Genomic DNA, 22,061 nt, shown 5'->3' on the forward strand with positions numbered 1-22,061 from the left:
TCCGGTTGCTTCACGAGTGCCGATCCTATTGCATCATGCGTCCAGTGCAAGCGGGCGAACAAAAACCCCCGGACCGCTGGCCGGGGGTGTGACGCCTGTGCGCTCGGATGCGGGCTATTTCGCGCCGGGCCCGATGATCATGATCATCTGGCGGCCTTCCATCTTGGGCATGTTCTCGATGCGGCCCACGTCCTTGACATCCTCGGCGATGCGTTCGAGCAGGTTGCGCCCCAGATCCTGATGCGCCATCTCGCGACCACGGAACCGCAGGGTGATCTTCACCTTGTCGCCGCCTTCGAGGAATTTCAGAACGTTGCGCATCTTGACCTGATAGTCATGCGTGTCGGTACCGGGGCGGAACTTCACTTCCTTGACCTCGATGATCTTCTGCTTCTTGCGCGCTTCGGATTCGCGTTTCTGCTGTTCGTACTTGTACTTGCCGTAATCCATGATCTTGCAGACCGGCGGATTGGCATTCGGCGAGATTTCGACCAGATCGAGCCCGACCTCTTCGGCCATCTCGAGCGCCCTTCGCGGGGTGACGACGCCTGCGTTTTCGCCGTCTGCGCCGATCAGGCGGATTTCATCGGCCCGGATGCGGTCATTGATCCGGGGGCCGGTATCGCGGGTTGGCGGCGCGTTATGGGGTCTGCGGGCTATGGCTTCAATCCTTCGATTGTTGAACGTTGTCGGGTCAATTTGACGGTGCAAGGTAAACGCCGGTGCGGCGGCTTTCAAGCGGCAAAATCGGCTGATATGAGCCAAATGGGGATCAATTCTCTCTTGCGGCTTTCCTTTGCGCGCACCATCTGGCAGGAGAGATCACAAAGGGCCGCGATGCGGATCGAACGGGCCCGGTAGCATTCTGGGAGGCGATTATGAAAAACCTGATTTGGATCGTGCTGGCCGTGATCGTGCTGGGTGGCGGTTACATGCTCTTTACCGGCAAGACGGTCGATGAGGTCGTGAACGAGGTGAGCGGCACCGACCAGGAGATCGAGGTGCCCGAGGCGCTTGAAGATACCGCAGATGCGGCAGGCGGAACCGCAGAGACGACTGCGGACGCAGTCGGCGATGCGGTCGACGCGGCACAAGAGGGCACAAGCGACGCCGTCGAGGCCACTGAGGACACCGCGAGCGAGGCGGCGGAGGCAGTCGAGGAGACGGTCAACGAGGCTGTCGAGGCGGTGCAAGACACGGCGACCGATGCCGCTGACGCTGCTCAGGAGGCCGGACAAGAGGCCGTTGATGCGGCAACCGGCACGGCTGATGCGGCGACGGATGCGGCGAGCGATGCCGCCGAAACTGCGGAAGAGGCGGCCGACGCCACGTCGGACGCCGTCGATCAGGCAGAAGCTGCAAGCGAGGAAGCCGTTGATACCGCGACTGAGGCGGCTAGCGAGACCGAAGCCGCGACCGAGGACGCTGCGGATACCGCCACCGAGGCGGCCAACGAAACCGAAGCGGCTGCGGATACCGCGACCGAGGCCACTGAAGAGACGGCCACGGAGAGCACCGATACCGCCACCGGTGACGCCGCTGCAAGCGACAGCGCAGCGACTGCAGCCGAAGAAGCCCCCGAGGCATTGACCGTCGAGGGCTTCGACATGGAGCGCGTGCGCAACCTGATCGAAGACTCCGACCTGGGGGCGATGCAGGAAAGCCTGCTGATCGAGGGGATCAGGGCCGCACAGGACAATCCCGAATTGCTGCAATCCGCGCTTCAGGCGGCACGTCAGGCGCTTGGCTACTGAGCCCGTCCAAAAGCAACATTGAAAAGCCCGCGCAAGGTGCTGCTTGCGCGGGCTTTTTGTTGTGATAGTTCCGGCACGTCTCTTGTTACAGGAGACCCTCGGGTCAAGCCAGAGGGTGACGGGCAACCGTGGCAGGCGTCATCCTCCGGCTTGACCGGAGGATCTCTTGGTCTGTCACCCCTCAGTCGAGAAACGCCTTTTCGACCACGTATTCCTTGGGGTCCGAATTGGCACCTTCGCGCAACCCGTAACCCTCCAGCATCTCCTTGATCTCGAGGTTGAAGGCGAGGTTGCCGCAGACCATGGCGCGGTCGGTTTCGGGGGCGAGGGGGGCAACGCCGAGGTCTGCAAACACCTCGCCGGAGCGCATCAGGTCGGTGATGCGGCCCATCTTGGAGCTCTCTTCGCGGGTGGTGGTCGGATAATAGCGCAGCTTGTCGGCAAAGCCTTCGCCGATCAGTTCGGCCAAGATTTCGTCCTTGCGGATGCTGTCGATCAACTCGGCCCCGTATTGCAACTCGCCCACCTCACGGCAGGTGTGGGTGATGATCACCTCGTCGTAATCCTCATAGGTCTGCGGGTCGCGCAGCAGCGAGGCGAACGGCGCAAAGCCGGTGCCGGTGGCAAAGAGCCACAGCCGTTTGCCGGGCAAGAGCGCGTCATGCACCAGCGTGCCCACGGGTTTGGGGCGCAGGATGATCTCGTCGCCGACTTCGATATGCTGCAATCGCGAGGTCAGCGGGCCGTCCTGCACCTTGATCGAGTAGAATTCCAGCTCGTCATCCCAGGACGGCGAGGCGATGGAATACGCGCGCAAGAGCGGCTTTTCGCGGCCGGTTTTCTCATCCGTCTGCATGAGGCCGATCATCACGAACTCGCCCGACCGAAACCGAAGCGAGGCGGGCCGGGTCACGCGGAACGAGAACAGCCGGTCGGTCCAGTGTTTCACCTCTGTCACGGTCTGCGCATCGGGCAGCGCGAGGGTTTTTGGCGCTTTTGCGGTCGCTTGGGTCACGGCGGTCATCTCGTTCATGGTGTCAACTGCCGGTCATTTAAACCGACATCCTCTTCTAATCTTTGATTCAGGTCAGGTAAAAGCGGTATTCAGCCGCGCAGCCGCTCTTGGTAGTCGTGGGCCTGCCAGTTGGCGCGCGACAGCCACTGATCCTCGGGCTGCCGGGCGGCGAGATCGTCGGAAATCTCGACCTCGTCAAAGCCCGCACGCCGCGCCATGGCGTATTGATCGGCGATCACGTGGCCATAGGCGCGCAGCCGTCCGGTGTAGCCCATCAACCGCAATTGCCGGGCGATGCTGAATCCGCGCCCGTCGGCGAAGCTGGGGAAATGGACCTTGATCATCTGCACATCGGGCAGACGACCGGCCAGTTCCAGCGGATCGGCGCTGGAGGGCAGGGTGATGCCCACGCCCTTGCGGGCCTCTTCCAGAGGCACGATGGGGGTGGTCCAGGTCTCGGGGCCGAAGCCCGTGTCGGTGACGATGACAGTCATGCGGAAACTCCTTTTCGCACCAGTTTGCCGTTCACAAAATGGATGCCACATTCGGTTTTGTCCTGATCGCGCCAGCGGCCAGATCTTGGGTCTTCGCCCGGTTTCACGGGCGTTGTGCAGGGCATGCAGCCGATGGAGGGATAGCCTTGGCTCACCAGCGGATGCCGGGGCAGGCGGTTTTCCTCCATGTAGGTCCGGATGTCGTCGCGCGCCCAATGGGCCAGCGGGTTGACCTTGATCCGGTCGGTGCCGTCCTCGATCTCGAAGAAGTCGAGGGTGGCGCGGGTGCCGGTCTGATAGCGTTTGCGCCCGGTGATCCAGCCGTCGAAACCGGCAAGCGCGCGTTGCAGGGGCCGGGTCTTGCGCAGGGCGCAGCAGGCGTCGGTATCGCGTCGGTGTAACGTCTGTTTTGCGTCGGTGCGTGCGAGGTCCTGCGCGTCGGGCCGAATGATGCGCAGATCGCGCAGGTTGAGCCGCTCTGCCAGTTCCTGCTGATAGACCAGCGTCTCGGCAAAGAGCATCTCGGTGTCGATGAAGATCACCGGCGTCGTGGCGCGCGTGACCGAGACCATGTGCAACAGCACGACCGATTCGGCCCCGAAGCTGGAGACCAGCGCCAGCTTGCCCGCCTGGGGGTCGCGCAGCGCATGCTCCAGCACCGAGATCGCCGAGTGATGGCGGTAGCGGTCGTTGAGCGCCCGCACCCGGGCGTTCAGATCATTCTGCGGCATGGGCGCGGGCCTCTTGGTCGTAGAGCGCGGATTTGAAAGGGGCCATTCCGAGGCGGTTGTAGGCTTCGAGGAAGGTCTCTTCCGGTCCTTCGCGCAGGTCGAGATAGGCGAAGATCAGACGCTCGATCGCGGGCACGATCTCGTCATAGGCAAAGCCCGGTCCGGTGCGGGTGCCGATTGCCGTGCTTTCGGAGGCATCGCCGCCGAGGGTGATCTGGTAGTTTTCCACCCCCGCCCGGTCGAGCCCGAGAATGCCGATATGGCCGACATGGTGATGCCCGCAGGCATTGATGCAGCCCGAGATCTTGATCTGGAGATGGCCCACGTCATGCTCGATCTTGAGCGCGTCCAGCCGGGTGGCGATGCCCTGGGCCACGGGGATCGAGCGGGCGGTCGCCAGCGCGCAGTAATCCATGCCGGGGCAGGCGATGATATCCGAGGCAAGGCCGATGTTGCCGGTGGCCAGCCCCGCCTCGCGCAGCGCGGCATGGACGGCGGGAATATCGGCAAGTGCCACATGCGGCAGCACGAGGTTCTGCGCGTGGCTGGCGCGGATGTCATTGTGGCCGTAGCGTTCCGCCAGATCGGCCACCACACGCATCTGATCCGCGCTCGCATCGCCCGGCGTCGCGCCATGCGCCTTGAGGCTGATGGTGATGATGCCGTGATCGGCATGCTTGTGCGGGGTCACATTGGTATCGGTCCAGGCGCGGAACACCGGATCGGCGTCGCGGGCGGCGTAATAGGCATGTGCGTCACGCTCGGGCAGGGTGGGGGTGACGAAGGCGGCATTGATCTGATCAAGCCACGCCTGATCGACACCTGAAAAGGCCGCGCGGCGGCGCGGGAATTCGGCCTCGACCAGATCGCGGATCTCGTCGAGCCCGTTTTCATGCACGGTGATCTTGATCCGCGCCTTGTACTTGTTGTCGCGCCGACCGAGGCGGTTGTAGGTGGCAAGGATCGATTCGAGATAGGGCAGGAGGTCGGCGCGGGGCACGAACTCCTTGAGCAGTTTGGCGACCATGGGCGTGCGGCCCATGCCGCCGCCGACCCAGATCTCGTAGCCGCGCGTGCCGTCACGCTCGACGATTTTCACGCCGATATCGTGGCTCTTCATCACCGCACGATCCGCCTCCGAGGCGATCACGGCGATCTTGAACTTTCGCGGCAGGAACTGGAATTCCGGATGGTCGGTGGACCATTGCCGGATCAGCTCGGCCACCGGGCGCGGGTCTTCCAGCTCATCCGCCGCCGCCCCCGCGAAATGGTCCGAGGTCACGTTGCGGATGGTGTTGCCGGAGGTCTGGATGGCGTGCATCTCCACCTCGGCCAGCGCGTCGAGCATATCGGGAATGTCGCGCAATTGCGGCCAGTTATACTGGATATTGGTGCGGGTGGTGAAATGGCCGTAGCCCTTGTCCCACCGCTCGGCCAGATAGGCCAGTTGGCGCAGTTTCGCCGGGTCGAGCGAGCCATAGGGGATCGCCACGCGCAGCATGTAGGCGTGCAGTTGCAGGTAAAGCCCGTTCATCAGGCGCAGCGGCTTGAACTCGTCCTCGGTCAGGCTGCCGTCAATACGGCGCTCGACCTGGGCGCGGAACTGGCGGTTGCGTTCAGCGATAAAAGCGGCGTCGAAGTCGTTGTATTGATACATGATTCTGGGTTCCTTACCTTGGGAGGTCCCGGGTCAAGCCCGGGACAGTCCTTCGGACTGTTTGCCGTGAAAGAGGTTCGAGGGGCCGGTGCGCCGGAAATCCTCGCGGAAATGGGTGGGCTCGGGGCCGTCGGGGCCGGGGCGCACATCCGCGAGATAGGCGCCCACGATTTCATTCGCGCGGGCCTGTGCCTGAAGCAGGCGATAATCGGCATCGGCTTCGTCGGTCAGCACCTCGGCCTCCGAGAGGCGCCGCGTCCATTGGTCATCGACGGTGAGGTAGACGACATCGCCTTCGAGCAGGGCATTGGCGGTCACGACCTTGGGGGTGAAGTCTCGGGGCATGTCAGGCAAGCTCCTGTTTCGATTGGACAAGCACCGCCTCGGCGGCGCGCGGCGCGAGGCCGAGGAAGGTGAGTGCCGGGCCGGTCAGGTTGGCCTCGGCCAGATCGGCAGGCAGCCGCTCCAGCGTTGTGGAGAGCACGCGCTGTTCGGGGCGCGAGGCATTCTCGATCACGGTGACGGGCGTGGTGCGGTCGGCGCCGTGCATGATCAGGCGGCCCTGGATGAAGCGCGCGGATTTCTTGCCCATGTAGATCGCCGCGACCTCGCCCGGGCGGGCCAGCGTGCGCCAGTCGTGATCGGCAAAGCCCTTCATGTCGTGGCCGGTGAGAAAGCGCACGGCGGCGTTGCGGCCGCGTTTCGTCAGGCTCTGCCCGATGGCGGCGACCGAGGCAGAGGCGGCGGTGATGCCGGGTACGACATGCCAGTCGATGCCAGCGGCGCTCACGGCGTCGAGTTCCTCGACAAGGCGACCGAAAACCGTGGGATCGCCGCCCTTGAGGCGGACGACGCGCGCGCCGGTGAGGGCCTGTGCGACGATCAGACCGTTGATGTCATCCTGCGACATGGAGGGGCCGAAGCCTTCCTTGCCCGCGTTGAGGAGGTGCGCGGCGGGGTTGGCCAGATCGAGGATGTCGCGGGCGACCAGCCGGTCATGGATCACCACATCGGCCTGTTGCAGGGCGCGCAGGGCCTTGACGGTGAGCAGGTCGGGGTCGCCGGGGCCGGCGCCGACAAAGGCGACGGTGCCGGGTTGGAGCGGAGTGCGGGACATGGCGAGGCCTTTTGCAAGCGGTTTGACTTCCTCCGTAATATAGGAAATATTCCCGACCGAGCGCCATATGGCCGCATCAATAAGGACGTATGTTCTGACTGGCGCGGATGTTGGGTGAAAAATTCCATTGGAAAGGAAAACTTGGAATGACTGTCCGTCTCGACGATCTGGATCGGAAAATCCTCGTGCAGTTGCAGGAGGATGGGGGGCAATCGCTGGACGATATCGCCAAGGCCGTGGGCAGTTCCAAGACGCCCGTGTGGAACCGGATTCGCAAGATGCGCGAGGGCGGGGTGATCCGGCAGCAGACCTATCTTCTGGATGCCGAGGCGCTTGGATTCGAGGCGTGTTTCTTTGTCCTGATCCGCACGTCAGAGCATGATGCGGGCTGGCAGGCGCAGTTTCTCAAGGCACTGAATGCCCGGCCCGAGGTGATGGAGGCGCACCGGCTGGCGGGGGATATCGACTATATCCTCAAGGTGCGGGTGGCCAATGCACGCGCCTATGACGTGTTCTATCAGGCGCTGATTTCAGAGGTGAAGGTGCATAACGTCACGGCGCTTCTGTCGATGGAAGAGATCAAGTCAACGACGATGCTTCCGATTTGATATCAGTCACTTGTGGCGTGTTCCTCAAGCGCCGAGATGATCGGCGAGAAATCGGCGGCCTTGAGGCTCGCGCCGCCAACGAGCGCGCCGTCGACATTTGACGTGGCGAAGATTTCGGACGCGTTCGAGGGCTTGACCGAGCCGCCATAGAGCAGGCGGATGGCGTTGGCCTCGGGTTCTCCGAGTCGGTCCTTGAGGCGGGCGCGCAGGAAATCATGCACTTCGGCGGTCTGGGCGGTGCTGGGGGTGAGGCCGCTGCCGATGGCCCAGACGGGCTCGTAGGCGATCACGGTGTTGGCGCCGGTGGCGCCGTCGGGCAGCGAGGCGCCGAGTTGCTCGGCGATCACGTCAAGGGTCTGCGCGGCTTCGCGCTGCGCCAGCGTCTCGCCCAGGCAGATCACCGCGATGAGACCAGCAGACCAGGCCGACGTTGCCTTTTCCGCGACCAACTCGTTGGTTTCATGGTGATTTTCGCGCCGTTCGGAATGTCCGAGCAGGACCGCGCTGGCCCCCGCATCGGCCAGCATCGGGGCGGAGATGTCGCCGGTATGTGCGCCGGAGGGCGCGGTGTGGCAATCCTGCCCGCCGATCCTCACGGCGCTGTCGGCGGTGAGGGCGGCGGCCTGCACGATCAAGGTGGCGGGCGGGCAGATCAGGATATCGACGCGCGGGTCGGCATGCGCGGTGGTGAGGGTTTGCAGTTCGCCGAGGCTGGCATTGGTGCCGTTCATCTTCCAATTGCCTGCGGCGAGCTTGCGTTTCATGCGTTGACCATCCTGATTACATTTATGAAACAACGGGTTGAGCGCCGAAGCTCACATGCCCTCGAACTTGATCGACTCGCCGCAGCCGCAGGCCTCGGTCACGTTCGGATTGTTGAACACGAACCCGGATTCCAGCAGCGAGGTCTGGTAGTCGATTTCGGTGCCGAAGAGGAACATCTGCGCCATCGGGGCGATCATCACCCGCGCGCCGTCCTGTTCGACCACCTCGTCATGGGGGTCAACCTCGGTCACATACTCCATCGTGTATTCCATGCCCGCGCAGCCGCCCTTCTTGACGCCGATGCGCAGGCCCTGATGACCGTCCCGGCCCATCAGTTTCGCGATCTGCGTGGCGGCGGTAGGGGTCATGGAGACCGCCTGCTTTCCGGGAATGCCAAACATGAGGTTCGCCTTTCAGTCGCTTGATTTCGTTACATGAAACCCAGCTCAAGCCGGGCTTCGTCGCTCATCATGTCCATGCCCCAGGGCGGCTCCCAGACGAGGTGAACATCGACCTGCTTGACGCCTGCCAAAGGCTCGATCGCCTCGGCGACCCAGCCGGGCATTTCACCGGCTACGGGACAGCCTGGCGCGGTCAGGGTCATGGTGACGTTGATGGCGTTTTCGCCATCAATATCAATGGTGTAGATCAGGCCAAGGTCGTAGATGTTGACCGGGATCTCGGGGTCATAGACGCCACGGCACGCCTCGACCACCTGATCGTAGAGCGGGTGGTCGGTGCTGGAGGGGGCGATGAGCGGGGCCCCTTCGAGCGGCTCGGATGTGTTCATCATGATCGTGTCCTGCGGTTATCCTGAGCAAACATATAAGTTTTATAAACCCTCACGTCCAGAGGGGGCGGACAGGTGTGAAGAGGCCGCGATGCCTAGCCGTCGGATTTTCCGCCCATGCGGCGTCGGCGGACCGGGGCGGGGCGCACGCGCGCCTCGATCATGTCGTAGAGCGCACCGGTGATGTTCTTGCCGGTGGAGCCCTCGATCCCCTCGAATCCGGGCGAGGAGTTCACCTCGAGCACCTTCGGTCCGTTCTCGGCGCGCAAGAGATCCACCCCGGCCATGTTGAGGTCAAAGACGCGGGCCGCCTTGATCGCGGTCTCGCGTTCGGTCTTGGTGATACGTACCGATTTGGCCGAGCCGCCGCGATGCAGGTTGGAGCGGAAATCGCCCTCGGCCCCGGTGCGTTTCATCGAGGCCATAACCTTGCCGCCGATCACCAGGCAGCGGATATCCTCGCCCGCCGCTTCCTTGACGAAATCCTGCACGAGAAAATTGGCCTTGAGGCCGCGAAAGGCGTCGATCACCGATTCGGCGGCTTTCTTGGTCTCGGCCAGCACCACGCCCTTGCCTTGCGTCGATTCGAGCAGCTTGACGATCAGCGGGGCCGTGCCGACGAGGCCGATCAGATTGCTGGTATCCTTGGGCGAGGCGGCGAAGGCGGTGTTGGGCATGCCGACCTGCGCGCGCGCCATCAGCTGATGCGCATAGAGCTTGTCGCGGCTGGCGATGATGCCCGCCGAGGTATTGACGCAGAAGGTGCCAATGGTCTCGAACTGACGGATCACCGCCGCCCCGTAGGCGGTGACCGAGGCCCCGATGCGCGGCACCACGGCGTCATAGCGGGGCAGGCGCTTGCCGTCGTAATGCACTTCCGGTGCCAGCGCGTTGATTGCCATGTAGCAGCGCGTGGTGTCGATCACCTCGACGGTGTGGCCGCGTTTTTCGCCCTCTTCGACCAGACGCCGCGTGGAATAGTTGTTCTCGCGGCTGAGCACGGCGATGCGCAGCGCGCGCTTGGGCTGGGCGCTGCGCATTTTCGAGGTGTGATAGACATCGTAGCTGAGTTCGGGCTGCAGGAAGCGGTCGGTGGCGACGATGGAAATATGATCCTTGAGCGCCTGCCGCCCGAGGAGCATGCGCGAGGCCATGGTCGAGCGATTGGTGAGCGTGAGTTCGATCGGCCAGCTGTCGCCGTTGACCGACAGCGTGCTCTGGATCACGTAACGCAATTCGCGCTCGCCATTGGACGAGGCCACCTCGCGCCGGTCGAGAATGGGCGCCGAACAGGGAATGACCAGATCGTCACGCCCCGGAATGGGGTGGACGGTAAACCGAACCTTGGGCCGCGCGGAGGGCCCGAAGGTCTCGATGTCGAAGGCATGGAGTGCGGAGGTGCGCGCACCGGTGTCGACCTTGGCCTTGAGGGCGGGCACGCCCAGATCGGGGAGCGAAATCCATTCCTCCCAGCCGAATTGCAGGGGCTGGGGTGTGGCTGGCGTATCGCTCATGGGCTTTGGCTCCTTGTCATGGGCGTGGATTCGTCGGATATGACCTGTCTCGTGCTATGGGGCTAAGATGACAGCATTATTCAACTATAAACTCAAGGGAGCCGACGGATTGGCGCGCACAGGTGTGATTTCCACGCCGCGCGGCGAGATCCGCACACCGGCCTTCATGCCGGTGGGCACGGCGGCGACCGTCAAGGCGATGATGCCCGAGAGCGTGGCGGCGACGGGGGCGGACATCCTCTTGGGCAACACCTATCACCTGATGCTGCGCCCCGGCGCGGAACGGGTGGCGCGCTTGGGCGGGCTGCATCGGTTCATGAACTGGGAGAAGCCCATTCTCACGGATTCGGGCGGCTTTCAGGTGATGAGCCTTGCCGGGCTGCGCAAGCTGACCGAGCAGGGCGTGACGTTTCGCAGTCATATTGACGGATCAAAGCATGAGTTGACGCCGGAGCGGTCGATGGAGATCCAGCGGCTGCTCGGTTCGGATATCGTGATGTGTTTCGACGAATGCCCGGCGCTGCCCGCGAGCGAGGCGCAGGTGGCCGAGAGCATGCGGCTCTCGATGCGGTGGGCGGCGCGGTCGAAAGAGGCGTTCGGGGATCGGCCGGGCCATGCGCTCTTCGGGATCATGCAGGGCGGGGTCACGCCCGATTTGCGCGAGGAAAGCGCCGCGGCGCTGACCGGGATCGGGTTCGACGGCTACGCGGTCGGAGGTCTGGCCGTGGGCGAGGGGCAGGAGGCGATGTTCGGCGTGCTGGATTACGCGCCGGGGTTCCTGCCCGAGGACAAGCCGCGCTATCTGATGGGGGTGGGCAAGCCCGACGATATCGTGGGCGCGGTCAAACGCGGCATCGACATGATGGATTGCGTGCTGCCAAGCCGCTCGGGGCGCACCGGGCAGGCCTGGACCCGGCGCGGGCAGGTCAACATCAAGAACGCGCGGCATCAGGATGATCCGAGGCCATTGGATGAGGCCTGTGGCTGTCCGGCCTGTCGGAATTATTCCCGCGCCTATCTGCACCACGTGTTCCGCAGCCAGGAGATGATCTCTGGCATGCTGCTGACCTGGCACAACCTGCATTATTATCAGGAGATCATGGCAGGCATGCGCGCGGCGATTTCTGAGGGGCGGTTCGCGCAATGGGAGGCGGCGTTTCATGCGCTGCGCGCAGAGGGCGATATCGAGCCGGTTTGAGGGCGATTGCCGTGCACTGCGCCGATCAAACAGCCGTTCCCCGGGGACGCGGTTTCGGCTATGGCTAAGGGTGAACCGAGGTCAGTGTCCGGACGGTGCCATTGCTTGAGAGTTACCTGACCATCGCGACCCACCCGCTGCTGTGGATTTTCATCGGCCTGACGGTGGTGTTCTACGGGGTGCAGCGGGTGGTTGGCCAATCCGCCGAGGCCCCGACCGCGCCGGATGACCGGATCAGGCGGCTGGCCGAGACGGTGGGCATGAAGGGATTGCACCCGGTTCTGTTCCTGATCCTTCTTCTGACATGGGGCATCGTCGCGGGCACGCTCTTTGCCGGGCTCTATGCGATCCTGTGGCAGGTCATCTTTCACGCCCCGCCCGAGGGGGCGGAGGATGTGTGGAACTGGCGATTCACGCTGGCGCAGCTTGTGGCGCTGACCACGGTGCTGGGGGCGGTGATCGCGCTGCCGATCACGATCAACCGGCTGATCCTGACCCGGCGACAGACCGATACGGTGGAGCAGGGGCATATCACCGACCGGATCAACAAGGCGGTCGAGGGGTTGGGGCATGCTGAACCATCGGTTCGTATGGGGGCTATACTGACTTTTAACAGGATAATGGACGACTCTCCGAGTGACAGAGTTATGGTATTGCAGATGCTCAACGCCTATATTGAGTATCACCAGCCTGCGGTAACCGGGGAAGTAGACACCCCGGTGCAAGATACCTCAATTGACGTGCAGGCGGCACTTGACGTGTTACTTAAGTGGCAAAGATGAGGCTAACGATGCAAGCAATTGAACAAAATGAACGGTTTACTCCGAATTTTGGAGCTGCGCGTCTGAGCCGGGCAAACTTGGAGGGTGCCAACCTTTCTTCAGCTAAAGCCCAGTTTGTTGATTTCAGGGAGGCCAACTTAAAACGGGCGACGGCTGTGGGTGCATTCTTGCAGGGTGCTGATCTAAGCGATGCCAATCTGCAATACGCGGATTTTTCGGGCGCGGAATTAAAGGCAGCGAATATTTCTGGATGCAATCTCTGCAGCACCAAGTTGGCCAAAGCAAATGGTATCACTCAAGAGCATTTGAACAGTGCGTTTGGAGATGCTTCAACGACCATTCCGGCCAAATTGCAGTTTCCGGATCACTGGCCCAAAATTCACTTTGATGAATTGGACGCGCAGATAAATTGGCGCAAGTGGCAGGCGGACCGGGAGAATTATGTGCCGCCCGAGGCACCCTATGAGAGGTGAGGCTTTCGCCTCTTTCCCTACCTCTCCACCTCGCAATGCTGTGCGGCCTCGGCGGCGGCGGGCAGGGGGCAGGGGGTTTTCTGGTCGTTGTCGCCGTAGGCCCCGATCACCGCGACCATGCTGAGGATGGCGGCCTGCGCGAGGATGATGATGGTTCTCATGACATGCGCCTTTTTTCTGCTCTTTCCACCAAGATGGGGGAACGGCGCGGGGATGTAAGGGGGAAGGCCTGCGCGATTGCGTCATCCTCGCGTGATCGGCGGAAAACCGTGCAAGAGGTGGGTGAGTGGCCAAAACTTGCGCAGTCCATGAAAAAGGGCGGCCCCGCGAGAGGCCGCCCTTTCTGGTTCGGTGGTCGGCCGGTTTGAGGGCCGGGGGGGTGACAGGTGAGAGATCGTCCGGTCGAGCCGGACGATGACGGGGAGGTGGCGATGCCGGATCAAGCGAGGCCGGGGATGTCCCGGCCCCGCCTTGTCGCTCAGGCGGCGGATTTGGCCAGATCGCGCAGCACGTAATGCAGCACGCCGCCATGTTCGACATATTCCTTCTCGATGGCGGTATCGATCCGGCATTTGAGCGTGATCTCTTTCTCGGTGCCATCGGCATAGGTGATCGTGCAGGGCACCTCCTGCTGCGGTTTCACAGCATCGAGACCGTGGATCGAGACGGTTTCCTCGCCGGTGAGGTTCAGCGTCTTGCGGGTGTCACCGCCGGTGAACTCGAACGGGATGACGCCCATGCCGACGAGGTTGGAGCGGTGGATGCGCTCGAAGTTCTCGGCGATCACCGCCTTGACGCCCAGAAGCGCGGTGCCCTTGGCGGCCCAATCGCGTGACGAGCCTGCGCCGTATTGCTCACCGCCGAAGACGACGAGGGGCGTGCCCTGTTCCTGATAGGCCATGGCGGCGTCAAAGATCGAGGTCTCGGCGCCGTCCGGCCCCTTGGTATAGCCGCCCTCGACCCCGTCCAGCATCTCGTTGCGGATGCGGATATTGGCGAAGGTGCCGCGCATCATCACCTCGTGATTGCCGCGGCGGCTGCCGTAGGAGTTGAACTCGCGCACCGGCACCTGACGCTCGCGCAGGTATTGCCCGGCGGGGGTGGTTTCCTTGAACGAGCCTGCGGGCGAGATATGGTCGGTGGTGACCATATCGCCCAGAAGTGCCAGGATGCGCGCGCCCTCGATATTGCTGATCGTGCCGGGGTCCTTGGACATGCCCTTGAAGTAGGGCGGGTTCTGGACGTAGGTCGATTGCGCGGGCCAGTCATAGGTCTCGCCCTCGGAGGTTTCGACCTCCTGCCACTTGTCGTCGCCCTTGAAGACATCGGCATATTTCGACTGGAACGCCTCGCGCGTCACGGTGCGCTCGACGATCTCGGCGATCTCGGCCTGGCTCGGCCAGATGTCCTTGAGGTAGACCGGGTTGCCGTCCTTGTCATGGGCGAGCGGGTCGCGGCTGATGTCGATATTCATGTCACCGGCGAGCGCGTAGGCCACCACCAGCGGCGGGCTGGCCAGGTAGTTGGCGCGCACATCCGGAGAGATGCGCCCTTCGAAGTTGCGGTTGCCGGAGAGCACGGAGGTGGCGATGAGATCAGCCTCGGCGATGGCCTCGGAAATCTCCTTTTGCAGCGGGCCCGAGTTGCCGATGCAGGTGGTGCAGCCATAGCCCACGAGGTTGAAGCCGATGGCGTCGAGATCCTCTTGCAGGCCGGCGGCCTCGAGGTAATGAGACACCACCTGAGAGCCGGGGGCGAGCGAGGTCTTGACCCAGGGCTTGCGGGTGATGCCCAGTTCCCGCGCCTTGCGGGCGACGAGGCCCGCGCCGATCATCACGTAAGGATTGGAGGTGTTGGTGCAGGAGGTGATCGAGGCGATCACCACCGAGCCGTCGCGGAGTTCATAGTCCTCGCCCTTGACCTTGACCGACTTGCGCGGGTCGATCAGCGCGTCCGGCGCGGGGCCCTCGGCGGCCATGTCGGTGGCGTCGGCGCATTCATCCTCGCCGCGATATTCCGACACGACATCAAAGAATTTCGAGGCGGCCTGATCGAGGGCGACGTAATCCTGCGGTCGTTTGGGGCCGGAGATCGCAGGCACGATGGTGCCCATGTCGAGGGTCAGCGTATCGGTATAGACCGGCGCGTAATCGGCGGTGCGCCAGAAGCCGTTTTCCTTGGCATAGGCCTCGACCAGTTCGACGCGGGCCTCGTCGCGGCCGGTGTTGCGCAGGTAGCGCAGGGTCTCGTCGTCGATCGGGAAAAAGCCGCAGGTGGCGCCGTATTCGGGGGCCATGTTGGCGATGGTTGCGCGGTCGGCGAGCGGCAGGGTGTCGAGACCCGCACCGTAGAATTCCACGAACTTGCCGACGACGCCCTTCTGGCGCAGCATTTCCACGACCTTGAGCACCAGATCGGTACCGGTGGTGCCTTCCATCATAGCGCCGGTCAGCTCGAATCCGACGACCTCGGGGATCAGCATGGAAATCGGCTGGCCGAGCATCGCGGCTTCGGCCTCGATGCCGCCCACGCCCCAGCCGAGCACGGCGACGCCGTTGATCATGGTGGTGTGACTGTCGGTGCCGACCAGCGTGTCGGGGTAGGCCACCGTCTCGCCGTTCTGGTCCTCGTCGGTCCAGACGGTCTGCGCCAGGTATTCAAGGTTCACCTGATGGCAGATCCCGGTGCCGGGGGGCACGACGCGGAAATTGTTGAACGCGCCCTGGCCCCATTTCAGGAACTGGTAGCGCTCCATGTTGCGCTCGTATTCGCGGTCCACATTCATCTGGAAGGCGCGGGGATTGCCAAACTCGTCGATCATCACCGAGTGGTCGATCACCAGATCGACCGGATTGAGCGGGTTGATCTGCTGCGCATCGCCGCCAAGCGCCACGATGCCGTCGCGCATCGCGGCCAGATCGACCACGGCCGGCACGCCGGTGAAATCCTGCATCAGCACGCGGGCCGGGCGATAGGCCAGTTCGCGATTGGCGCGGCCGCCATTCGCGGCCCATTCGGAGAACGCCTTGATATCGTCCACGGTGACGGTCTTGCCGTCCTCGAAGCGCAGCATGTTCTCGAGCACCACCTTGAGGGCGGCGGGCAGGCGCGAGAAATCGCCGAGACCTGCGGCCTCGGCGGCGGCGATCGAGTAATAGGCAACAGACTGGTCGCCAACGGTGAGGGTCTTGCGGGTCTTTGCGCTGTCTTGTCCGACACTGATGGGCATGGGGGCCGTCCTTTCATGGTCGAGGCTGGATTACTTGACCCTGCTTCTGACCGATTTGAATGAACCGATCAAGAGGGCTGGGATCGTTTTTGTATACTATTGCACACAATTGAGGTGGATTTCAAGTTTTCGCCTCTGTCTCTCGAAACCTTGATTGGTTATCATGGGTGGATCGTCCTAGGTATTTACCGCGATATCGACAGCCGTTCCATCGGAGTGACAGACGCCATGCGACAGAGACTCACCACCGCCCTTGCCGGGCTCATGATGCTCGTGACGCTGCCCGGATGGGCCAGCGAGCGCCCGGTGGTGGTGGAGTTGTTCACCTCGCAGGGCTGCCCCTCCTGTCCGCCCGCCGATGCGTTTCTCGAACAGCTGGCGGCGCGCGACGACGTGTTCGCGCTGTCGCTGCATGTGGATTACTGGGATTACATCGGCTGGGAGGACACGTTCGGCAGCCCGGACCACACGGCCCGGCAACGCGGTTACGCCAGGGCCAGCGACCGCAAGATGATCTACACGCCGCAAATGATCATCAACGGGGCCGATCATGTGGTGGGCACGCGGCTCAAGGATGTGATCGACCTGATCGACAAGCATCTCGCGCAATCCGCGGAGGATATCGCGGTGTCCGTGCAAGAAGAGGGCGGCGCGGTTCATCTTTCGGCACGCACGCCCGAACCCCGCACCATGCCGCTGGCGGTGCATCTCGTGCGCTACCTGCCCGAAGAGACCGTCGAGATCGAGCGCGGCGAGAATGCCGGCAAGACGATCACCTATGTCAATATCGTGACAGAGATGCAGACGCTCGCGCAATGGGACACGCAGGAGCCGCTGGAACTGACCTTCGATCGCCCCGAAGGCGTGGCGGCGCTTGCGATCCTTTTGCAATATGTCGATCACGGCACGATCGAGGCGGTGGCACGCCTGCCGTGAGGCGGGTTAGGCGCTTTGCAAAGCGTCCGTCCTATCCCCTTGCCGCCTGCTCTGTCAGTACGGTTTCCAGATCGCCGTAGCCGGTCCAGCGATACTCAAACTCGAGGCCGAGCCGTGCCGCGCAGTCGCGGGCGCGGGCGGTGAGCGCGGGGTCGTCGGTCTGCGCCTGATAGACCAGCTTGGTGTAGTTGCCGAAGATCATGTCGCGCAGCTCCGGGTGCCTGTCGAGGCCCATGGGCTTCCAGACGAAGGCATCGAATTGCCGGACAAGGAAATCGGTGAGGTAGAAGGCGGTGATCTCGTCATCATGTTCGGCGAAGCGGTCATTGCCTTCGAAGAAGGAATAACAATGCGGGCCGGCCACCATCTCGACGCCCAGTTCGGCGCATTTCGCCTGTAGCTGCCCGCCGGTGCCGCAATCGGCGTAGACCACGAAGAGGCGGTCATAGGCGCCCCGGTGCTCCGCCACCGCCTTTTCCACCTCTGCGGTGATCTGGTCCGGGTAGAGGTGCAGCTTGGCAGGCAGGCATTGCAGGTCCATGTGGTCCCAGCCGTTGAGCCGTTTCAGCGCCAGGATTTCACGGGCGAGCGCGCCGCAGGCAATGAGCAGGATGCGGCCCGCACCCGAGGGCGGCAGCCCCCGCGCGGTCAGCAGATCGTCACTCGGTTCGCTCATGCGCTTCCCCTTCAACGCAAACGGCCCGCACCACCGGGGCACGGGCCGTCACGCCTGTCTGTGACCCGTGTCAGCCCGCGGCCAGCTTGTTGTGCTTGCGCGCCATGAAATCCTTGGCGGTTTCCACCGCCACGGCGGCGTCGCGGCAATAGGCGTCGGCCCCGATGGCGCGCCCGAATTCCTCGTTCAGCGGCGCGCCGCCGACCAGCACGACGTAATCATCGCGCTTGCCCTGTTCAATCAGCGTGTCGATCACGACCTTCATGTAGGGCATGGTGGTGGTCAGCAGCGCCGACATGCCGAGGATATCGGGCTCTTCGGTTTCGAGCGCCGCGAGGTATTTCTCGACCGCGTTGTTGATGCCGAGATCGACCACCTCGAACCCCGCGCCCTCCATCATCATGCCGACAAGGTTCTTGCCGATGTCATGGATGTCGCCCTTGACCGTGCCGATCACCATCTTGCCAACGCGCGGCGCGCCGGTTTCGGCGAGCAGCGGCTTGAGGATGGCCATGCCGCCCTTCATCGCGTTGGCGGCGAGCAGCACTTCGGGGACGAAAAGGATGCCGTCGCGGAAATCCTTGCCGACGATGGTCATGCCACCCACCAGCGCCTCGGTCAGGATCTTGTAGGGTGCCCAGCCCCGCTCGAGCAGGATGTTCACGCCTTCCTCGATCTCGTCCCGGAGACCGTCATAGAGGTCGTCGAACATCTGCTGGACAAGTTCTTCGTCGTCCAGTTCCGACAGGATGATGTCGTCTTCTTCGTCAGACATGGGGGGAAATCCTTGCTTGCTCTGCGCGCGCGCATCGTTGTTAAGTCTGGCGCAGCTTTCGTCAATTTGTCGCATCGCCACTTTCCGAATTGCGACGCTGACCGCGCCGCAACCGACCTATAGCTGTGATTTGCGCGGGATGTGACTGAATTATCGGCATGATCATTATCGGTTTGCTGCAACCCGGCCTGTTCCGGTCTGATACACTCAGCGAGGCCGGGCGCGCCGCCGCAGCCGGGTGATCACCCCCAGGGTCACGACCGTCAGAAGGATGCGGTAGATGTGGTGCAGGGTGACAAAGGCCGGATTGGCCTGAAGGCTGAGCGCCACCAGCGCCATTTCGGTGACGCCACCGGGGGCAAGGCTGATCACCAGCACGTCCACCGGCTCGTCCGTCATGGCATGGAGCAGCGCGGCCAGCCCCACGCCAATCGCCAGCATGCCGCCGACCGACACCAGCGCCAGACCCGCACCGCGCAGCAAGAGCCCCCGACTCAGCCCCGTGAAGCGCATGCCGAGCGCGGTGCCCAGCACCATCTGCGCAAGGTTCACCAGCCATTGCGGGATGTCGAAGCTGAGCCAGCCGGTCAATGACAGCAGCGCCGCCACCGCCATCGGCCCGGTCATCTGCCCGGCGGGCAGGCGCAGCGCGTGGCCCAGACCCAAGCCAGCAAGGCCCGCCAGCGCCACCAGCGGCAGGTCCGACCAGGGCACATCGGCGCGCGCGAGGCTCTGGCCTGCCGCACTGCCCACCGGCGCGCCCAGCCAGAGCGACAGGCCCAGGGGCAGCAGCGTCACCACCACGATGATCCGCAGGAATTGCTGCATCATCAGCCGGGTCATGTCGGCGCCGGCCGCCGCACCCATCTCGATGCTTTCGTATAGCCCGCCGGGCGTGCTGGCGTAAAAGGCGGTGGTGCCGTCATAGCCGCCCAAGGCGCGAAACACCGCATAGCCCAGCCCATGCGCCAGGCCGACGAAGAGCGTGACCGCGCCAAGCGTCAGCGCGTAGTGATGCGCCTCGGTGAAAAGCGCAGGCGTCACCTGCGCCCCGATCATCAGCCCGATGATGGCGATGAACACCAGCCGCAGCCAGGTGGGAAAGCGGTAGCCCTGCGGCAGGCGGTCGGGCAGGGCGGTGGCGATCAGCGCGGAAGAGGCGAGTGGCCCCAGCATGAACGGCAGCGGCGTGCCGATGGCCTGCGCGGCAAACCCGGCAAGACCCGAGAGCGCGAGCAGCGCGAGAGTGGTCAGGATATGCGGCATACCCGTCTTGAACCACCCCGCGCGGGCGGGGGCAAGGGGCTCAGGCGAAGGTCACGTGCTTGTCGAACGGCATTTCGCGCAGGCGGGTGCCGGTGGCGGCAAAGATCGCGTTGGCCAGCGCTGCGGGGGCCGGGGGCACGGGTGGCTCGCCGATGCCGCGGATCTTTTGGGAAGTCTCCAGCCCGCGCACCTCGATTTCGGGGCACTGGTAGAGGCGCATACCCTGATACCGGTCGAAATTGCGCTGCTCTGCCGCGCCATCCGCATAGGTGATCTGGCAGTTCATCGCGTGGCCGAGGCCGAAGATCACGCCGCCCTTGACCAGTCCGTCGAAATTCACCGGGTCGATGATGCGGCCGACATCGGCGGCGACGTAGACGCGGGTGAGGCGGATGCCGTCCTCGCCGTCGCTGACCTCCACCACCTGCGCGCAAGGCACCCCGAAGGACAGGCAATAGGCCACGCCGCGCCCCTGACCGGGGGCCATGGCGCTGCCCCAGTTCGACATCTCGCCGACCGCCTCCAGCACCGCGCGCGAGGGGGCGTGGGTGCACAGGCGCACGCGTTCTTCCAGCGGGTCGGCCCCGGCAGCGTGAATGAGCTCATCGAGCAGGCTGTCGTGGAAGAAGCCGTTGGACGAGGCGCCGACCGAGCGCCAGCTTGAGATCGGGGCCAGTTCCGGCGCGCGGTAGCCGGTGACGCGGTAATCGGGGATGGCGAAGGGCTGATCCCAGGCACCTGCCACGATTTGCAGATCCGGTCCCGGCGCGGGGATGGTCTGGCGGCCCATCTGCGACGAGAGCACCGAGGGCATGGCGATGCCCAGATCATAGGCGGTGACGTGGCCGTTTTCGACCCGACCGCGCCCGCGCGCCATGGCGATCTGGCGGGGGAAGTCATGCGCCATGTCCTCTTCGCGCGAATAGGTGAGTTTCACCGGGCGGCCCGGCATGGCCATGGCGATATGGGTGGCGTGGCGCACCACCTCATCCTCCAGCCGGTGCCCGAAACTGCCGCCGATCATCTCCGCGTGGACGTGGATGCGGTCGCGGTCAATTCCGGTGATCCGGGCGACATTGGTCTCGATGAAACGCGGCACCTGTGTGCCGGTCCAGATGTCGATCCGCTCGGGCGTGTAGCGCACGGTCGCGTTGAGCGGCTCCAGCGGGGCATGGGCGAGATAGGGCGCGCGGTATTCGACCTCGATATCCGCGCCGCCGGCCAGCGCCGCCTCGACATCGCCCGCGTCGCGGAATTGGCTGTCCTGTGCGTCGCTTGCGAAGCTGTCCGACAGCGTTTGCCAGTGGTCGGCCATGTCGGCGGGGTAGGGTGCTGCGGCCCAATCGCAGGTGATCGCCTCGGCGGCGCGGATGGCGCGCCAAGTGTTATCGGCAATCACCGCCACGCCGCCGGGGATCTCGACGATCTTTTCGACGCCGCGCATGGTCTTGGCCTCAGACGCGTCATAACTGGCGAGGGCCGCGCCCTGACCGGGGTTGAGGCGGATCGCGGCATGCAGCATCTCGGGCAGGTCGATGTCGATGCCATAATCCTGCGTGCCGGTGGATTTCGCCACGATGTCGATGCGCTGCATCGGTTTTCCGAGCAGCCGCCACTCGGACGGATCGCGCAGGGTGACATCTGTGACCGGCTCGGTCTGCGCGGCCTCTGACGCAAGGCTCTGATAGCTGAGCCGGGTGCCGTGGGGCAGGATCACCGCGCCAGCCTCGGTGCCGAGTGCGGACCGCTCCACCCCGTGCAGCCGCGCCGCCGTGGCCTTGAGCGTCTCGCGTGCCACCGCGCCCGCATGGCGCAGTTTGTCATAGCCATCGGGCACCGTGGTCGATCCGCCGGTGATCTGCATGCCGAGGAACTTCATCGGCGCATCGGCGAGGTCGCGCACGGTCTCAGCCATCCAGCTGTCATCGGTGGCGCGGAAGGGCACCGCGTCGCCTGCAAGGGCGGTGTTGTAATAGGCCGGGCTGGGCGGGCCGAAATCGGTCTCGATCTGATCGAGGCTCACATCCAGTTCCTCGGCAATCAGCGCCGCCTGCACCGAGACCGCACCTTGCCCCTTGTCGGCGCGGGGGGTGATCAGGGTGATCGAATGGCCCGTGATCCGCACGTAGGGCGTAAGCGCCGCCGCGCCCTCGGGCAGGTCGGCGAGCAGGGGGTTGGCATAGGGCGTCTTGTAGCGCCAGACCCCAAATGCGACGCCGCCCGCGATGGCGACCGAGCCGATCAGGAACGTGCGCCGGGCGATGGTTCTTGCGCGTCCCAT

Annotated in this window: 23 protein-coding genes; 6 read left to right on the forward strand and 17 right to left on the reverse strand. The window is 64.0% G+C overall.

Annotation, left to right across the window (positions count from 1 at the left end):
* Positions 1 to 114: 114 nt before the first annotated feature.
* On the reverse strand, positions 115 to 711 hold the full coding sequence (infC, locus tag ACSSV4_RS10195; RefSeq protein ID WP_454275034.1) for a translation initiation factor IF-3: 597 nt from the start codon (positions 709 to 711) through the stop codon (positions 115 to 117).
* A gap of 167 nt (positions 712 to 878) precedes the next feature.
* On the opposite strand from infC, the gene ACSSV4_RS10200 reads away from it, so the two are divergent.
* Positions 879 to 1,754: a translation initiation factor 3 gene (locus ACSSV4_RS10200; protein ID WP_454275035.1), complete on the forward strand. Its 876-nt coding sequence runs from the start codon at positions 879 to 881 to the stop codon at positions 1,752 to 1,754.
* A gap of 181 nt (positions 1,755 to 1,935) precedes the next feature.
* Here the strand turns inward: ACSSV4_RS10200 and ACSSV4_RS10205 are convergent, their stop codons facing one another.
* The 6 genes from ACSSV4_RS10205 to cobA form a co-directional block, all read right to left on the reverse strand.
* Positions 1,936 to 2,787, reverse strand: coding sequence for a ferredoxin--NADP reductase (locus ACSSV4_RS10205; protein WP_454275036.1), 852 nt, complete (start codon positions 2,785 to 2,787; stop codon positions 1,936 to 1,938).
* Between the two features lie 71 nt (positions 2,788 to 2,858).
* Positions 2,859 to 3,263, reverse strand: a complete 405-nt coding sequence (locus tag ACSSV4_RS10210) for a DUF934 domain-containing protein (RefSeq protein ID WP_454275037.1) — start codon at positions 3,261 to 3,263, stop codon at positions 2,859 to 2,861.
* Positions 3,260 to 3,994, reverse strand: a complete 735-nt coding sequence (locus ACSSV4_RS10215; RefSeq protein WP_454275038.1) for a phosphoadenylyl-sulfate reductase — start codon at positions 3,992 to 3,994, stop codon at positions 3,260 to 3,262. The genes ACSSV4_RS10210 and ACSSV4_RS10215 overlap by 4 nt, the downstream gene beginning before the upstream one ends.
* Complete coding sequence (locus ACSSV4_RS10220) at positions 3,981 to 5,651, reverse strand: nitrite/sulfite reductase (protein ID WP_454275039.1); 1,671 nt, start codon at positions 5,649 to 5,651, stop codon at positions 3,981 to 3,983. Before ACSSV4_RS10220 ends, ACSSV4_RS10215 begins: the two co-directional genes overlap by 14 nt.
* A 33-nt stretch (positions 5,652 to 5,684) precedes the next feature.
* Entirely contained in the window at positions 5,685 to 5,996 is a 312-nt protein-coding gene (locus ACSSV4_RS10225) for a DUF2849 domain-containing protein (protein ID WP_454275040.1), read from the reverse strand.
* A gap of 1 nt (position 5,997) precedes the next feature.
* Positions 5,998 to 6,768 carry a uroporphyrinogen-III C-methyltransferase gene (cobA, locus tag ACSSV4_RS10230; RefSeq protein ID WP_454275041.1) on the reverse strand — a complete coding sequence of 257 codons (771 nt, stop codon included), beginning with the start codon at positions 6,766 to 6,768 and terminating at the stop codon, positions 5,998 to 6,000.
* Between the two features lie 146 nt (positions 6,769 to 6,914).
* Here cobA and ACSSV4_RS10235 point away from each other — a divergent pair, with 146 nt between their 5' ends.
* Positions 6,915 to 7,376, forward strand: a complete 462-nt coding sequence (locus tag ACSSV4_RS10235; RefSeq protein ID WP_454275042.1) for an Lrp/AsnC family transcriptional regulator — start codon at positions 6,915 to 6,917, stop codon at positions 7,374 to 7,376.
* A gap of 2 nt (positions 7,377 to 7,378) precedes the next feature.
* Here the strand turns inward: ACSSV4_RS10235 and tpiA are convergent, their stop codons facing one another.
* The 4 genes from tpiA to rimK all read right to left on the reverse strand — a co-directional run bounded on the left by tpiA (position 7,379) and on the right by rimK (position 10,445).
* Positions 7,379 to 8,140 carry a triose-phosphate isomerase gene (gene tpiA, locus ACSSV4_RS10240; protein ID WP_454275043.1) on the reverse strand — a complete coding sequence of 254 codons (762 nt, stop codon included), beginning with the start codon at positions 8,138 to 8,140 and terminating at the stop codon, positions 7,379 to 7,381.
* Between the two features lie 51 nt (positions 8,141 to 8,191).
* A complete protein-coding gene (locus tag ACSSV4_RS10245; RefSeq protein WP_050662416.1) occupies positions 8,192 to 8,542 on the reverse strand; it encodes a HesB/IscA family protein in 351 nt (116 codons plus the stop codon).
* Between the two features lie 29 nt (positions 8,543 to 8,571).
* Positions 8,572 to 8,934: an SUF system Fe-S cluster assembly protein gene (locus tag ACSSV4_RS10250; protein ID WP_454275044.1), complete on the reverse strand. Its 363-nt coding sequence runs from the start codon at positions 8,932 to 8,934 to the stop codon at positions 8,572 to 8,574.
* Between the two features lie 92 nt (positions 8,935 to 9,026).
* Complete coding sequence (gene rimK, locus ACSSV4_RS10255; protein ID WP_454275045.1) at positions 9,027 to 10,445, reverse strand: 30S ribosomal protein S6--L-glutamate ligase; 1,419 nt, start codon at positions 10,443 to 10,445, stop codon at positions 9,027 to 9,029.
* 67 nt (positions 10,446 to 10,512) lie between these two features.
* On the opposite strand from rimK, the gene tgt reads away from it, so the two are divergent.
* The 3 genes from tgt to ACSSV4_RS10270 all read left to right on the forward strand — a co-directional run bounded on the left by tgt (position 10,513) and on the right by ACSSV4_RS10270 (position 12,898).
* Positions 10,513 to 11,643, forward strand: a complete 1,131-nt coding sequence (gene tgt / locus ACSSV4_RS10260; protein WP_454275046.1) for a tRNA guanosine(34) transglycosylase Tgt — start codon at positions 10,513 to 10,515, stop codon at positions 11,641 to 11,643.
* Positions 11,644 to 11,744: 101 nt separating this feature from the next.
* Entirely contained in the window at positions 11,745 to 12,425 is a 681-nt protein-coding gene (locus ACSSV4_RS10265) for a hypothetical protein (RefSeq protein WP_454275047.1), read from the forward strand.
* Between the two features lie 8 nt (positions 12,426 to 12,433).
* Positions 12,434 to 12,898 carry a pentapeptide repeat-containing protein gene (locus ACSSV4_RS10270; RefSeq protein WP_454275048.1) on the forward strand — a complete coding sequence of 155 codons (465 nt, stop codon included), beginning with the start codon at positions 12,434 to 12,436 and terminating at the stop codon, positions 12,896 to 12,898.
* Positions 12,899 to 12,915: 17 nt separating this feature from the next.
* On the opposite strand, the gene ACSSV4_RS10275 is transcribed toward ACSSV4_RS10270, so the two are convergent.
* A complete protein-coding gene (locus ACSSV4_RS10275; RefSeq protein ID WP_454275049.1) occupies positions 12,916 to 13,059 on the reverse strand; it encodes a hypothetical protein in 144 nt (47 codons plus the stop codon).
* A gap of 317 nt (positions 13,060 to 13,376) precedes the next feature.
* Positions 13,377 to 16,127, reverse strand: a complete 2,751-nt coding sequence (gene acnA / locus ACSSV4_RS10280) for an aconitate hydratase AcnA (protein WP_454275050.1) — start codon at positions 16,125 to 16,127, stop codon at positions 13,377 to 13,379.
* Between the two features lie 228 nt (positions 16,128 to 16,355).
* Between acnA and ACSSV4_RS10285 the strand changes: the two genes are divergently transcribed.
* On the forward strand, positions 16,356 to 17,063 hold the full coding sequence (locus ACSSV4_RS10285; protein ID WP_454275051.1) for a DUF1223 domain-containing protein: 708 nt from the start codon (positions 16,356 to 16,358) through the stop codon (positions 17,061 to 17,063).
* A gap of 31 nt (positions 17,064 to 17,094) precedes the next feature.
* On the opposite strand, the gene ACSSV4_RS10290 is transcribed toward ACSSV4_RS10285, so the two are convergent.
* From ACSSV4_RS10290 to ACSSV4_RS10305, 4 genes are all read right to left on the reverse strand, one after another.
* Entirely contained in the window at positions 17,095 to 17,739 is a 645-nt protein-coding gene (locus tag ACSSV4_RS10290; protein WP_454275053.1) for a DUF1638 domain-containing protein, read from the reverse strand.
* Between the two features lie 70 nt (positions 17,740 to 17,809).
* Entirely contained in the window at positions 17,810 to 18,514 is a 705-nt protein-coding gene (locus tag ACSSV4_RS10295) for a corrinoid protein (RefSeq protein WP_454275054.1), read from the reverse strand.
* A gap of 207 nt (positions 18,515 to 18,721) precedes the next feature.
* Entirely contained in the window at positions 18,722 to 19,780 is a 1,059-nt protein-coding gene (locus tag ACSSV4_RS10300; RefSeq protein ID WP_454275055.1) for an AbrB family transcriptional regulator, read from the reverse strand.
* 40 nt (positions 19,781 to 19,820) lie between these two features.
* Positions 19,821 to 22,061: a molybdopterin cofactor-binding domain-containing protein gene (locus tag ACSSV4_RS10305; protein ID WP_454275056.1), complete on the reverse strand. Its 2,241-nt coding sequence runs from the start codon at positions 22,059 to 22,061 to the stop codon at positions 19,821 to 19,823.

It is taken from the genome of Roseovarius sp. MBR-154, assembly GCF_053628595.1.